The sequence below is a fragment of the Streptomyces sp. LUP47B genome, assembly GCF_001746295.1.
Lineage (GTDB): Bacteria > Actinomycetota > Actinomycetes > Streptomycetales > Streptomycetaceae > Streptomyces.
The window spans coordinates 78496-92094 of sequence record NZ_MJAH01000019.1 but is presented as its reverse complement, the minus strand read 5'-3'; the positions used below and the strand labels follow the sequence as shown (position 1 = coordinate 92094).

14 protein-coding genes and 1 tRNA gene are annotated in these 13599 nt (G+C 69.7%); 14 read left to right on the top strand and 1 reads right to left on the bottom strand.

Annotated features, from left to right (window positions below; genetic code table 11):
• Positions 1 to 69: 69 nt before the first annotated feature.
• The 12 genes from BFN33_RS41000 (at position 70) to BFN33_RS53475 (ending at position 9381) form a co-directional block, all read left to right on the top strand.
• Positions 70 to 2298: a cell division protein FtsK gene (locus BFN33_RS41000; RefSeq protein ID WP_069765364.1), complete on the top strand. Its 2229-nt coding sequence runs from the start codon at positions 70 to 72 to the stop codon at positions 2296 to 2298.
• Between the two features lie 141 nt (positions 2299 to 2439).
• On the top strand, positions 2440 to 2691 hold the full coding sequence (locus BFN33_RS40995) for a hypothetical protein (RefSeq protein ID WP_069765310.1): 252 nt from the start codon (positions 2440 to 2442) through the stop codon (positions 2689 to 2691).
• Positions 2692 to 2711: 20 nt separating this feature from the next.
• Complete coding sequence (locus tag BFN33_RS40990; protein WP_069765309.1) at positions 2712 to 2966, top strand: hypothetical protein; 255 nt, start codon at positions 2712 to 2714, stop codon at positions 2964 to 2966.
• 14 nt (positions 2967 to 2980) lie between these two features.
• Positions 2981 to 3175, top strand: a complete 195-nt coding sequence (locus tag BFN33_RS40985) for a hypothetical protein (protein WP_069765308.1) — start codon at positions 2981 to 2983, stop codon at positions 3173 to 3175.
• A gap of 13 nt (positions 3176 to 3188) precedes the next feature.
• Complete coding sequence (locus tag BFN33_RS40980; protein WP_069765307.1) at positions 3189 to 3659, top strand: hypothetical protein; 471 nt, start codon at positions 3189 to 3191, stop codon at positions 3657 to 3659.
• An 11-nt stretch (positions 3660 to 3670) separates the two neighbouring features.
• On the top strand, positions 3671 to 4126 hold the full coding sequence (locus BFN33_RS40975) for a hypothetical protein (protein WP_069765306.1): 456 nt from the start codon (positions 3671 to 3673) through the stop codon (positions 4124 to 4126).
• Positions 4127 to 4218: 92 nt separating this feature from the next.
• Positions 4219 to 5136, top strand: a complete 918-nt coding sequence (locus BFN33_RS40970; protein ID WP_069765305.1) for a bifunctional DNA primase/polymerase — start codon at positions 4219 to 4221, stop codon at positions 5134 to 5136.
• Positions 5133 to 5453 carry a hypothetical protein gene (locus tag BFN33_RS40965; protein WP_256123011.1) on the top strand — a complete coding sequence of 107 codons (321 nt, stop codon included), beginning with the start codon at positions 5133 to 5135 and terminating at the stop codon, positions 5451 to 5453. Before BFN33_RS40970 ends, BFN33_RS40965 begins: the two co-directional genes overlap by 4 nt.
• Positions 5450 to 7012, top strand: a complete 1563-nt coding sequence (locus BFN33_RS40960) for a YfjI family protein (RefSeq protein ID WP_370743363.1) — start codon at positions 5450 to 5452, stop codon at positions 7010 to 7012. The genes BFN33_RS40965 and BFN33_RS40960 overlap by 4 nt, the downstream gene beginning before the upstream one ends.
• Before the next feature lie 339 nt (positions 7013 to 7351).
• The gene (locus BFN33_RS40955; RefSeq protein ID WP_069765302.1) at positions 7352 to 7576 is read left to right on the top strand and encodes an excisionase family DNA-binding protein; all 225 of its coding nucleotides are present in this window, start codon (positions 7352 to 7354) and stop codon (positions 7574 to 7576) included.
• Positions 7577 to 7661: 85 nt separating this feature from the next.
• On the top strand, positions 7662 to 8906 hold the full coding sequence (locus tag BFN33_RS40950; protein WP_069765301.1) for a site-specific integrase: 1245 nt from the start codon (positions 7662 to 7664) through the stop codon (positions 8904 to 8906).
• A gap of 337 nt (positions 8907 to 9243) precedes the next feature.
• Positions 9244 to 9381, top strand: coding sequence for a hypothetical protein (locus BFN33_RS53475; RefSeq protein ID WP_176742599.1), 138 nt, complete (start codon positions 9244 to 9246; stop codon positions 9379 to 9381).
• A 115-nt stretch (positions 9382 to 9496) separates the two neighbouring features.
• On the opposite strand, the gene BFN33_RS40940 is transcribed toward BFN33_RS53475, so the two are convergent.
• Positions 9497 to 9568, bottom strand: a tRNA-Cys gene (locus BFN33_RS40940).
• Positions 9569 to 9784: 216 nt separating this feature from the next.
• Here BFN33_RS40940 and BFN33_RS40935 point away from each other — a divergent pair.
• Complete coding sequence (locus BFN33_RS40935) at positions 9785 to 11236, top strand: MFS transporter (protein WP_069765299.1); 1452 nt, start codon at positions 9785 to 9787, stop codon at positions 11234 to 11236.
• A 233-nt stretch (positions 11237 to 11469) separates the two neighbouring features.
• Positions 11470 to 13260, top strand: a complete 1791-nt coding sequence (locus BFN33_RS40930) for a DEAD/DEAH box helicase (RefSeq protein ID WP_069765298.1) — start codon at positions 11470 to 11472, stop codon at positions 13258 to 13260.
• Positions 13261 to 13599 lie beyond the last annotated feature (339 nt).

Sequence of the window (13599 nt, the reverse complement as noted above, 5' to 3'; positions counted from 1 at the left end):
CGGGTCCGGCCGCCCACCTTCCACAGCAAGTCGGCCGGACCCTTCGACTCCCGAAGGAGCACGTACATCGTGACGGAAAACCCTGAGTTCCCGCCCCGGGACGACCCGGAGGCTACCGATGATCGGACGGCTGAGGTACTGCCGTTCCCGCTGAAGAAGACCACCCCCGCCGCGGACGTGCCGGTCGGCGAGGGTGTGGTGAAGCCGGGGGAGTGGGAGGCCGAACTCCCCGACACCGACGACCCGGAGGCCGAAGGGCTGACCGACGGGGCGCCGGTGGACCCGCCGCGTGAGGTCTACCCGCCGTCGGTCGCGGAGTGGATGGAGGCCAAGGACAAGGCCCGCATGCCGGTCCTGCCGGACTGGGTGAAGCTGCCTGACCAGCGAACGGCCGTGCGCAAGTGGGCCGTGCGGCACTACTCGGCTGTGATCGGCTACCACGCCGTTCGCCTGCCCTGCATCTACACCCCGATGATCCTGTGGTACTCGCCGCGCGGGGCGTGGCGCTGGTCAACGGCCATCGGCCGGTGGGTCTTCGACGCCGAAGGCAAGGGCCTGCGCCTGGCGTCGGTGGCGAACGAGGACGCGGCGGAGTACCTGAAGCTGTCGCGGCAGCGCAACGACCGCGTCCGCCTGCGGGGCATCGTCGCCACGATCGCCTCCCTGATCGGCCTCGCCGCCGCCCTGACCCTGTACGTCATGGCCCCGTCCTGGCTGCTTCTGTTGGCCATGGCCACGCTGACCACCACGCTCGGGGCGGTCGGGGCGCCGGCCGATCGGCCGCTGATCGACATGGCCAAGGTGACGTTCCGCAAGCGGCGGCTGTCCAGTGACATCGTCATCCGCGCCCACGAGGCGTCCGGGCTGACCACCAAGGATCAGACCATCGCCTTCCCGCGGCCGATCGGCCGGGACGGCGACGGCTGGCGCGTGGTGGTGGATCTGCCGTACGGCAAGACGTTCGAGGACGCGGTGAAGGCTCACGCCCGGCTCGCCTCCGGTATGGACATCGCCCCCACTCAGCTCTTCCTCGACAAGGACGAGACGAGCGGGCGGCGGGTCTCCTACTGGATCGCCGACCGTGACCCGCTCGCCGTTCCCTCGGGCAAGTCCCCGCTGTTGGGGGCAACTCGGGTGGACTTCTGGAAGCCGTTCCCGTGGGGCGTGGACGAGCGGGGCAACCCGGTCATGGCGACCATGCTGTGGCTGTCGTTGCTGGTCGGTGCCGTGCCGCGGCAGGGCAAGACGTTCTCTGCCCGCACGATCGCGCTGGCCGCCGCGCTGGACCCGTACGTGCGCCTGTACGTGTTCGACGGGAAGGCGTCGCCGGACTGGCGTAAGTTCGCGCTGGTCGCGCACCGCATCGGGTTCGGGATCGTGCCCAAGAACGGGTTCGACCCGGTTCAGCACCTGCTGACCTCGCTGCGGGAACTCAAGGCGGATGTCGAGGACCGCTACCACCGGCTGTCCGAACTGCCGTTGCATGTCTGCCCGGAGGGCAAGCTCACCCCGGAGATCAGCCGGGACAAGAAGCTGAACATGCCGCTCACGCTGTTCGTGGTGGACGAGGTGCAGGAGTACCTGACCCACCCCGAGCACGGCAAGGAGATCCTGTCCCTGATGGTCTACCTCGCCCGGGTCGCGCCGGCCGTGGGTGTGTCGGTGATGACGTCGACGCAGAAGCCGGACGACAAGGCGTGCCCCTCGGAGCTGCGTGACCAGCACCAGGCCCGGTTCGCGCTGCGGGTGGGCGCCTACCAGGTCTCCGACGTCATCCTTGGCGCCGGCTCCTACAGCGAGGGTCTGGACGCGTCCAAGCTGCTGAAGTCCCACAAGGGCGTGGGCCTGCTCAAGGGCATGTCGGACGACTCCGGGATCGTGCGCACCTACCTCGCCGACGGCCGCGACGCCGAACGCATCCTCACCCGTGCCGCCGCGCTGCGGGAGGCGGAGGGAACGCTGTCCGGCGACGCGGTCGGCGAGGCCCCGGCCCCGGAGGTGTCCGCGACGATCCTGGACGACGTCGCTCAGGTGCTGGGCAAGGGCGAGGCCAAGGTGTGGTCCGAGACCATCGTCGACCGCCTCGCCGACCTGCGCCCCGACGTCTACGGCCCGTGGGCCGAACTGGACGCCAAGCCCAAGGCCGAAGCACTCACCGCAGCGCTCAAGCCGTTCGGCATCGGCACGATGCAGATCAGCCGACGCATCGACGGCGAACAGGTCAACAAGCGCGGCATCAAGCGCGACGACATCGCCACCGCGATTACGCAGCGCAACGAAAAGCGGGACGCCGGATAGGTCTCACAGCCTGCTACCGGTAGCGGCGACCGTCGCTACCGGTAGCAACCCTGCTAGCAATCAAAACCGCCTCTGATCAGGTCGCTAGCAGATAGCGGCCTACCTGCGGAAACCCCCGAGAACCCGTCTGAGAGGCCCCTGATGAGCCTTCCCCTCCTTGCTATCGCCTGCCTACTCGCCATCACGCTCGGTTACGGCGGTAAGTGCTGGCTGAGCCCGTTCGGCGACTGCCGCAAGTGCCACGGCATGGGCCACGAACTCAAGACCGACCGCAAGGGACACCTCAAGCGCGGCCGTGACTGCCGCCGCTGTGACGCCACCGGCAAGCGCATACGCGTCGGCCGCTGGATCTACAACCGCGCCGCCCGCACGTACCGCGCCGGCACCCGCTGACCGCCCGAAGGAGCCCCGCCATGCGCAAAGCCCTCGCGGCCGTCGCCGCGACCATCGGCGCCGTCCTGGCCCTGACCGCGTGCAGCCCCGACTACGCCCCCGGGCCGGCCGGGACCGTGAGCGACCGCAGTGCCACCTACCGCAAGGCCGACGGCTGGCACTACCAGCTGACCGTCACCACCAACGACGGCCGCCACCACGGCTTCCGTGTCACCCGCGACGAGTACAACCACTGCTTCCGCGGCTCCGCCTACCCCACCTGCACCCACCGCTGACCCCCGGAGGACCCGTGGCCATCACCATCCCGCTCGTTCTGCTCCTCGCCGCCGCGCTCGCCGCGCTGCTGCGCTTCCGCGCGCTCGGTGCCGGTGCGGCCGTCGTCGCCGCGCTGTTCGGCTTCTACCTCGCCGCCACCGACGCGAGCGACACCGTCAACCAGCTCGTCACCGCCGTCACCGGCGCCCTCGCCGACATCGGCCGCTAGAAGGGAAACCACCGTGAACGAACCCACCACGTATGGCCGTTCGGCCGGGGGCGAGGTGGCGGCCGTTGAGGTTCACCACCCCACGCCCCTCGCACCGATACCGCACGCCGCGCCGCTCGTGCCCGTACAACCCGGCAGCATCCCGGCCGTGACGAGCATCGTCCTTCCCGACGGCCGCGTGGTCACCGGGTACGCCATGGAGCCCGCCAAGCCCGAACCGGTCGCGACCAAACCGGCCGTCTCCCGCGCGGCGGTGAACATCGCCCTCGGGGGCATCGGCTTCGCGGCCGTGTGCGGCGGACTCGTGCTGCTGACCACCTTCATTGCCGCGCTCGCCGCGCTCATTCACCAGCTCATCATCCTCGCCGCCGTCATCTTCGGCGGCTGGGTCGCCGTGCAGGTCTTCAGCGCGAGCGGCCACGGCGGCGGGACGACGGTCAACATCCGCAAAGCCGTCATCAAGCGGAACAAGTTCTACGGCTGACAGGAGCCTTCGTGTTCGAGATTCGCGCCATCTGCGACCCCGACGACACCGACCGCGTCACCACCGCGTTCATGGCGGGTGACGTGCGCACGTACCCGACCCGGGACGGCAAGCGCACCCGCCTCTACCTCACCGCCGACCACCGCCCCACCCCGCAGGACTGGCCCACCCCCGAACAGGCGTACGCGAACGCCCCCAGCATCAACAGCGAGATCGGCTGGACGGCACGCTTCCTGGCTGAAGCCGTGTGCTTCACCGAGCTGGGTCGGGAGTTCTACCTGCGCAAGGCCGCCCTGTTGGACCGCATCGCGCTCCTGGGTGAGAGCGACGGCTTTCACGATGACGATGGCGAGACGGCTCTCGCGGCGGCGCAGTACCTGCTCGACCTGGACCAGCCGGGCGTGATCTGCGACCCGCGCGCCTACGTCCGTCAGCAGTACGCCCGCTCACTCGCCAACGACCAGTAGCTACGCCCGTGGGCGGCGGTCACTCCCGGACAAGGACAGCCCGCCGCCCACGGTCTCCGAATCCCGACGTAGCAGAACAGGAGACCTTCAGCATGACACCTGACTGCACGACCCGGCTTCCCCTCGCTGAGAATCACCCGGCCGGGAGCCACCTGTACACCGCTCTCGCCCTCGCGGCGGCCGGTGTCCCGGTGCTGCCGCTGCGACGCGGCAAGGTTCCGTTCGGCAACTGCCCCTCCTGCAAGGACGGCGCCTGCGGCGGCCGACCCAACATGAAGGCCGCGGGCCCCTGCCGGTGCCCCGCGCCGTGCCACGCATGGGCGGCGGCGACCATCGACCCGCACGTCCTCACCTCGCCCGCGTGGGCGCAGGCGTGGCGGGAAGCGGTAGCGATCGCCTACCACCCGGGAGGGGCCGGACTGACCGTCGTCGACCTCGACAACGCGGCGGCCGTCGACTGGGCCCGCGCCACGCTCCCCGAAACGCGGACCGTGCCGACGACACGCGGTCAGCACTGGCTTTACCAGGGCGCCATGCCGTCGGCGAACGCCGTGCGGCCCGGCGTCGACATCAAGTCGCTTACGCAGTACGCCCGTTGGCTGGGACCCGGCTCCGGCCGCATGGTGCCCCTGCCATCGGCCGTCTGCGCCCTGGTCGTGAAGGAAGACACCACCCCCGCCCGGCGCGGGGTGGCCTCTTCTCTCCCCGCCCGCGCCCCGTGGTCGCGGGAGGTCGCCACCGGGTGCCGCCACACCGAGCGTTACGTCCGCACCGGACTGGAACGCGGCCTCGCCCTCGTACGAGCCCGCACCGAATCAGGCGCCGGATCACAGGCGTTCGGCGTCGCCCGGTTCGTCGCCGCCCAACACACTGACTGCCCCGGACCCTGCGGCCTCGCGGTGATCGGTGAGGAGATTGTGACCGCCGCCGTCACCGTCGGCGTCCCGGAGGCCTATGCCCGACGCGCGGTCGGCAACGGCCTTGAGGCGGCTGTGGAGCGCACGGAATGAACAAAGCATCCCGAACCCCCACGAACAGCCCTCAGGGCGCCGTACAGGGCGCGCCACGGCCGCGCGTGGGCGTGCCGAAGGTCGCCGCCCGCAAGGGCGTCCTTTCTGCCGTTGGCTCGGACCCGCAGACGGTCACCGTCACCGGCATCACTCCGGGTCTTCAGATCCAGTGCGAGGGCGTCCCCGTCGCGGACTGGCTCTGTGCCTGCGGGCAGCACGAACGCGCCCGGGGCCGTGCCGCCGTCGCCCGGCTGACCGCCCGCTTCCTCGTGGGCGTCTGCCTGCACACCACCACCGAAGGGAGGGCTGTCTCATGACTCCACAGCCTGTGGACAGCCCCGACCTATGGGCCGGACTGGCCACCCTGCAAGACCCGCCCGGCGAGGACGACAGTGCTCCGGAGGTGTGGGAGGACCCCATTCCTCTCACCGGCCGCCGCGAGCGTCCGCCGTTCCCCGCCCACGTCTTCCCTGCCTGGTTGGGGGAGTTCGTGGCGGCCGTTGCGGAGGAGACGCAGACTCCGGTGGACCTTGGCGGCTCGGTCGCCCTCGCCGTGCTCGCCACGGCCGCGGGCGGCCGGTCGGTGGTCCATGTGCGCGGCAACTGGCGTGAGCCGACCAACCTGTACACGGTGGTCGCGCTTCCTCCCGGCAACCGCAAGTCCGCCGTCTTCTCCCTGCTGACCGACCCGCTGTATGAGGCGGAGAAGCAGCTCAAGGCCGCCATGAAGCCCGTGATCGTGGAAGCGGAGTTGACTGCGCGGTTGGCCAAGGAAGCGGCGGACAAGGCTGCCACCAAGGCCGCGTCCGCCGACGGCGACCAGCGCGACGAGATGCGGGCCACCGCTATCGGTCTCGCGCAGACTGCCGACACGCTCACCGTGCCGGCCGAACCCCTGTTGCTCGCCGACGACTGCACACCCGAGACGGTCACCTCGCTGATCGCGGAACAGGGCGGCCGGTTGTCGGTGATGAGTGATGAGGGCGGGATCTTCGACATCATCGCGGGCCGCTACTCGGGCAGTCCCAACATGGAGGTCTTCCTCAAAGGGCATGCCGGGGGCCGGTTGAGGGTGAACCGGCAGACCCGCCGCGAGTACGTGGACGCGCCCGCTCTGACCATGGGCTTGGCTGTTCAGCCCGATGTGCTGGTCGACATGGGGAAGATCAAGGGCGGGAAGGGGCGCGGGCTGTTGGGCCGCTTCCTGTACTCGCTGCCGGTGTCGACGGTCGGCGAACGGAAGGTCATCACCGATCCGGTCCCCGAGCAGACCGCCGCCACCTACGCCGCGCGGGTCATCGACCTCACCCTGTCCCTCGCGGACTGGACCGACCCGGCCGTCATCCAGCTCACCCCCGAGGCGGACGCGGCCCTGATCGCCTATCAGCAACGGGTCGAACCGCGGCTCAAGGAACGCGGCGGGACGCTGGGTCACATCAACGACTGGGCCGGGAAACTGGTCGGAGCGACCGCCCGCATGGCCGCGCTGCTGCACCTCGCCGAACACGGCGGCAACGGCTACGCCCGCCCCGTCACCGAGGCGACCATGAACGCGGCAATCGAGCTGGGGGAGTACTACACCGCCCACGCCCTCGCCGTGTTCGACGCCATGGGCGCCGATCCGGTCATGGCCCGCGCCCGCAGCGTGTTGGACGCGCTGAGGGACAACCAGTGGGAGGACGTCAGCCGACGGGACGTCTTCAGCGTCCTGTCCCGCAGCGAGGTCCCCACCATCGCCGATCTCGAACCCGCCCTCGCGCTCCTGGAAGACCACGGATACCTGCGGTCCTACCAACCCGAGCGCACCGGCAAGCGTGGACGCCCCCCGGCACCCCGCCTACAGGCCCACCCCGCCCTGCGCCACGGCGGCCGGTGACCCGGCCTCGCCCCAACCCCTCCCGCACAAACCGCAAAATCCGCAATAACCCCCGGACGCCCCGCTGACCTGCGACGGGACCCCCGCCACACCCTGGTCGGGGGCTCGCCGCACAATCCCGCGAAATTCCGCAAAAAAGCCGAGCACCACCCCCGCCACGGGGGCCGCCCGTCGGCCGCCCCTGATTTTTGCGGAATATCGCGGATTTTTGCGGGGCGCCGTCCCTCACCGCTCGCACGCTGCATCACCGCAGGTCAACGACCTACCCCTGTATTTCTGCGGATTTTGCGGTTTGTGCGGCGGCATCTGCCCATGAACTCAGCCTCACAGGAGTGAGCCGTGGACGAGCCACACACCCTCACGACCCCCGCCGACGACACGACCCTCGTACTCCTCAAGGTCGAGGAGGCTGCCCGGCGCCTCCGCATCGGCCGCACAACCTGCTTCGCCCTCATCCGCACCGGCGAACTGGAGTCCGTCATGGTCGGTGGCCTCCGCCGCGTCCCCGTCGACGCGCCGGCCGCGTACGTGACCCGACTCCGCACCGCCCGCCAAGCCGCTTGACGACGCCCGGGGCGGCGGCACTCCCGGACAGGACAGCCCGCCGCCCCGGTCTCCATCCCGACACGCAAGAAACAGGAGCCTGCCTGTGGCAGAGGACAAGAAGAAGCGCACCCGACAGCCGAACGGCCGAAGCTCGATCTACTTCGGAAAAGACGGCAAATGGCACGGCCGCGTCACCGTCGGCGTCCGCGACGGCGGCACGCCGGACCGCCGTCACGTCGAACGCAAGACTCGCGCCGAAGTGACGACCGCCGTAGCCGAGTTGGAGAAGCAGCGAGACGCCAAGACCGTGCGTAAGCCCGGCAAGGCATGGACGGTCAAGGCCTGGCTAACCCACTGGATTGAGAACGTCGCGCCCCTCGCCGTCAACGACAACACGATGGTCGGGTACGGCGTTGCCGTGCGGAAGCACCTCATTCCAGGCTTGGGCGCTCACCGTCTCGACAGGTTGAAGCCCGAGCACATCGAGGTGTTCTACGCCAAGATGCAGGCCAACGGCAGCAAGCCCGCGACCGCTCACCAGGTGCACCGGACCTTCCGCGCCGCGCTCAACGAGGCTGTACGGCGGGGGCATCTCGGCAAGAACCCGGTGCTGTTGGCCAAGGCGCCGAAAACGGGGGATCACGAGGTAGAGCCCTACACCGTCCAAGAGGTGCAGCGGCTGTTGAAGGCCGCTGACCAGCACCGCAACTCCGCACGGTGGGCCGTCGCGCTCGCGCTCGGTCTGCGTCAAGGCGAGGTGCTGGGATTGCAGTGGGTGGACGTGGACCTTGACGGTGGCTTTCTTGTGGTCCGCCGTAGCCGCCACCGGCCGCAATACGCCCACGGGTGCACCGAGCCCTGCGGACGTAAGGCCGCCGGGTACTGCCCGCAGAAGCGACGGACGAACCCGGAGTTGACCGTCACCAAGTCGCGCGCCGGCCGCCGCGCCGTCGGTCTCCCTGAACAGCTTGTTGACCTACTCCGTGCGCACCTCAAGGCGCAGGAAGCGGAGAGGGAAGCGGCCGGGAAGCGCTGGGAGGAGAACGGCTTGGTCTTCCCCGATGAGCACGGCCGTAGCCCGTCCCACCGCCGGGACTGGACCGAGTGGAAGGCACTCCTTACGGAGGCGAACGTTCGAGACGGGCGCCTTCACGACGCCCGCCACACGGCCGCGACGGTTCTGCTGATCCTTGGTGTCCCGGAACGGGCCGTCATGGGCCTTATGGGGTGGTCGACGACCGCCATGGCCGCGAGATATCAGCACATGGTGGATTCGGTTCGCAGCCACGTGGCCGAGCAGGTCGACACGCTGATCTGGAAATCTGATCAGGGAGACTGCCGTCCGTAGGACAGTCACGGGGAGTGTCGAGAAGGTCCTGGTCAGGAACTCAGAAATCACGATCTCCACAACATGTAGTGCCCTAACAGGCCCTGACCTACTAGATGTTGTGGTTCAACGGCCTTAGGGGCTCGGCTGATCGCGGTATGCTCAGCGGGACCTCAACGGCCACCCTGGTCGACGGGAGGCACCTCAGTCATGCCGGCAAGCTAAGTGCTGAGGTTCCCCCCGCCGTGAGGTCACGTACCCAGACAGGTAAGCGATGACATCTCTCCATGACCGTACCCGAAATATGTTTCCGGGCGGTAGCGCGCTCCCCTTCCCGGCGGCCCTGACGCTGCCGGTTTTGAACGGCCCGCCCTTCGCTCGCGCGGTCGACGTCACGTTCGTGATCGTGGTGCTGCTCGCGGCGGTCGCCAATAGGTGGGACATCGTGGCGGCGCTCGTCACGCTCGGCGGAGGCTCGGTGTGCTGCCGGAAGTGATCATGAGTGTTCTCGTCTGCAGCGACCTCAACTGAGACGGGAACTGAGACGGACTGCCGAAAGGGCGGCATCCCGATGGGAAGCCGCCCTTTTGTTCTGCCTGATCAGGCAGTTGAGGCCGTGGCGGGAATCGAACCCGCGTAACTCGCTTTGCAGGCGAGTCCCTGAGCCACTCGGGCACACGGCCGGGTCGGGTTGAGCGAGGTGCTCGTTCCGAACGCTGTGATGCGACCGTATGGCGAGGGTGCGGGGAGGCTCAAGGGTTTCCTGGGTGCTGCAACGGGACTGCCATACGCCGTTCATGAACCGGGCCCGGCCGGCCGTGGTCGTACGACCAAGGTCTCAGGGGCAGGCGGGCTTTTGACAGGGGTCAACGGGGGCTGTGGGCCTTACTCTGACGGGCATGGCAGTCCTGGAACCGCGTGACGCCGGTGTCACCGAAGACTCTGAGGTCCTGTCCGTCAACGAGGTGGAGGAAGGGGTACTGGGGCGTTCGTACCGGGCGCTGAGTATCGGCATCGTGTCCGTGGTGCTGCTCATCGCGTTCGAGGCCACGGCTGTCGGGACGGCCATGCCGGTTGCCGCACGGGAGTTGGACGGGGTGGCGCTCTACGCGTTCGCGTTCTCCGGGTACTTCACCACCAGCCTGTTCGGGATGGTGCTCGCCGGGCAGTGGGCGGATCGGCGGGGGCCGCTCGGGGCGTTGGCCACCGGGATCGCCGGGTTCGGTGCCGGGCTGCTGTTGTCCGGGACGGCCGGGGCGATGTGGCAGTTCATTCTCGGGCGGGCCGTGCAGGGATTCGGCGGCGGGCTCGTCATCGTGGCGCTGTATGTCGTCGTCGGGCGGGCCTACCCGGAGCGGCTGCGGCCGGCGATCATGGCGGCGTTCGCCGCGGGCTGGGTCGTGCCCTCGATCGTGGGGCCGCTCGCGGCCGGGGCCGTGACCGAGCAGCTCGGGTGGCGGTGGGTGTTCGTCGGGATTCCGGTGCTGGTGGTCTTTCCGCTGGTGCTCGCCCTGCCGCAGATACGGCGGCGGGCGTCCGGGCCGGTCGACGACAACCACGGACAGGCCTCCTTCGACCGTCGCCGCATCCGGCTCGCCCTCGGGATCTCCCTGGGCGCCGGGCTCCTCCAGTACGCCGCCCAGGATCTGCGTCCCCTCTCCCTGCTCCCCGGCCTCGCGGGCGTCGCACTGCTCGTGCCGGCCGTGCTCGGGCTGCTCCCGCGGGGCACGTACCGGGCGGCGCGCGGGCTGCCCTCCGTCGTGCTGCTGCGCGGGGTCTCCGCGGGCTCCTTCGTCGCCGCCGAGTCCTTCGTGCCGTTGATGCTGGTCACCCAGCGGGGGCTGTCGCCGACGCTGGCCGGGTTCTCGCTCGCGGCGGGCGGCGGTACATGGGCCCTGGGGTCGTGGGTGCAGTCGCGGGCGCGGGTGGAGCCGTACCGGGAACGGCTGATGACCGGGGGGATGGTCCTGGTCGCGGCCGCGATCGCCGCCGCGCCGAGCGTGCTGATCCACTCCGTCCCCGTCTGGACCGTCGCCGTCGCCTGGGGCTTCGGCTGCTTCGGTATGGGGCTGGTGATCTCCTCGACCAGTGTGCTTCTGCTGCATCTCTCCGCCCCCGAGGAGGCCGGCACCAACTCCGCCTCCCTCCAGATCTCCGACGGCCTCTCCAACGCCGTCCTGCTGGCGGCGGGGGGTGCGGCCTTCGCGGCGCTGGGCGGCGGCACGGTGAGTCATACGGCGACGGAGGCGTCCGGCTCCCATCCGGCCGCGTTCGCCGTGGTGTTCCTGCCGATGGCGGGGGTGGCGTTGGTGGGGGCGTGGGTGACTACGCGGTTGCGGACGCATGCCTGACTTCGGTACGAGGCGTACGAGCTGGTCATCGAAGTGGCGGCCGGAAGTCTGGAGGACGTGGGGCTGATCGCCCCGCGCCTGCGGGCGCTGCACGATGCGATGTGACCTCGGTCCCACCCGCGGCCGCCCCGGCCCCGTGTGCGCGTCGATACCGCCGGGCCGCCGGTAGGGTGACCCGGTCGTCATACACGCCGAAGACACCGCCGAGCCGCCCGACCCCACCTACGGAGACCGTGACTACCACCGCCGCCTCCTCCCACCACCTTTCACCCGCCTTCCCCGGCCGGGCCCCCTGGGGTACCGCCAGCAAGCTGCGTGCCTGGCAGCAGGGTGCGTTGGACAAGTACGTCCAGGAGCAGCCGCGTGACTTCCTGGCCGTCGCGACCCCCGGCGCGGGCAAGACGACCTTCGCCCTCACCCTCGCCTCCTGGCTGCTGCACCACCATGTCGTGCAGCAGGTGACGGTCGTCGCGCCCACCGAGCATCTGAAGAAGCAGTGGGCCGAGGCGGCGGCACGGATAGGGATCAAGCTCGATCCCGAGTACAGCGCCGGGCCGCTCGGTAAGGACTACGACGGTGTCGCCGTCACCTATGCGGGTGTGGGCGTACGGCCCATGCTCCATCGCAACCGGGTCGAGCAGCGCAAGACCCTCGTCATCCTCGACGAGATCCACCACGCCGGTGACTCCAAGTCCTGGGGCGAGGCGTGCCTGGAGGCCTTCGAGCCCGCCACCCGCCGGCTCGCGCTCACCGGTACGCCCTTCCGGTCCGACACCAACCCCATCCCCTTCGTGGCGTACGAGGAGGGCAACGACGGCATCCGGCGGTCGGCCGCCGACTACACCTACGGGTACGGGAACGCGCTGGCCGACCATGTCGTGCGGCCCGTCATCTTCCTCTCCTACAGCGGCCAGATGCGGTGGCGGACCAAGGCGGGCGACGAGATCGCCGCCCGGCTCGGCGAACCCATGACCAAGGACGCGATCAGCCAGGCCTGGCGTACGGCCCTGGATCCGCGCGGTGAGTGGATGCCGAGCGTCCTGCGCGCCGCCGACCAGCGGCTGACCGAGGTCAGGAAGGCCATCCCGGACGCCGGCGCCCTCGTCATCGCCTCCGACCAGGACTCCGCGCGCGCGTACGCCAAGCTGATCCGCGAGATCACGGGCAACAAGGCGACCCTCGTCCTGTCCGACGACGCCGGCGCGTCCAAGCGGATCGACGACTTCAGCGCGAGCAACGACCGGTGGATGGTCGCCGTCCGCATGGTGTCCGAGGGCGTCGACGTGCCCCGCCTCGCCGTGGGCGTCTACGCCACCACCATCTCCACGCCGCTCTTCTTCGCCCAGGCCGTCGGTCGTTTCGTACGGTCCCGGCGGCGCGGTGAGACCGCCTCCGTGTTCCTCCCGACCGTCCCGGACCTCCTGACCTTCGCCAACGAGATGGAGGTGGAACGGGACCACGCCCTCGACAAGCCGAAGAAGGAGGGCGAGGAGGACCCCTACGCCGAGTCCGAGAAGGAGATGGAGGAGGCGAACAAGGAGGAGGACGAGGACACCGGCGAGCAGGAGCAGTTCGCCTTCGAGGCGCTGGAGTCCGAGGCCGTCTTCGACCGTGTCCTCTACGACGGTGCCGAGTTCGGCATGCAGGCGCACCCGGGGAGCGAGGAGGAACAGGACTACCTCGGGATCCCCGGTCTCCTGGAGCCGGATCAGGTGCAGCTGCTGCTCCAGAAGCGGCAGGCCCGCCAGATCGCGCACAGCCGTAAGAAGCCGGACAGCGAGGCGGACCTCCTCGAGCTGCCCGCCGAGCGGCGGCCCGTCGTCTCGCACAAGGAGATGATGGAGCTGCGCAAGCAGCTCAACACGATGGTGAGTGCCTACGTCCACCAGAGCGGCAAGCCGCACGGGGTGATCCACACCGAGCTGCGCCGGGTGTGCGGTGGGCCGCCGAGTGCCGAGGCCACGGCCGGGCAGCTGCGGCAGCGGATCGCCAAGGTGCAGGAGTGGGCCACCCGGATGCGGTGACGCGGGGCGCCGGTCGTCTCGCGGCGACGGGTCGTACGTGTCTGACCGCACGCATCCGGCCGCACACGTCTCTGGCCGCGCGCATCGGACCGTACGTATCAGGACAAACGGAGTGGTCCGTACCGGCGTCTGCCCGGATTCTGGACGGAGGCTTCCGCTGAGCGAACCCGCTTCGCTACTGTCCCGCTACGCACACGCCCCGTGGCAGCGCCGCCGCGGAGCGCAGCCGTGAAGCGACGCGGCCCGGAAACAGACCGGGCCGCCGGCCGATCGGCGGCCTCTGAAGCGCGTTGCCGACGGGACTCGGTGACGCATCTGCCGTGAGAGGCCCGCCGACCT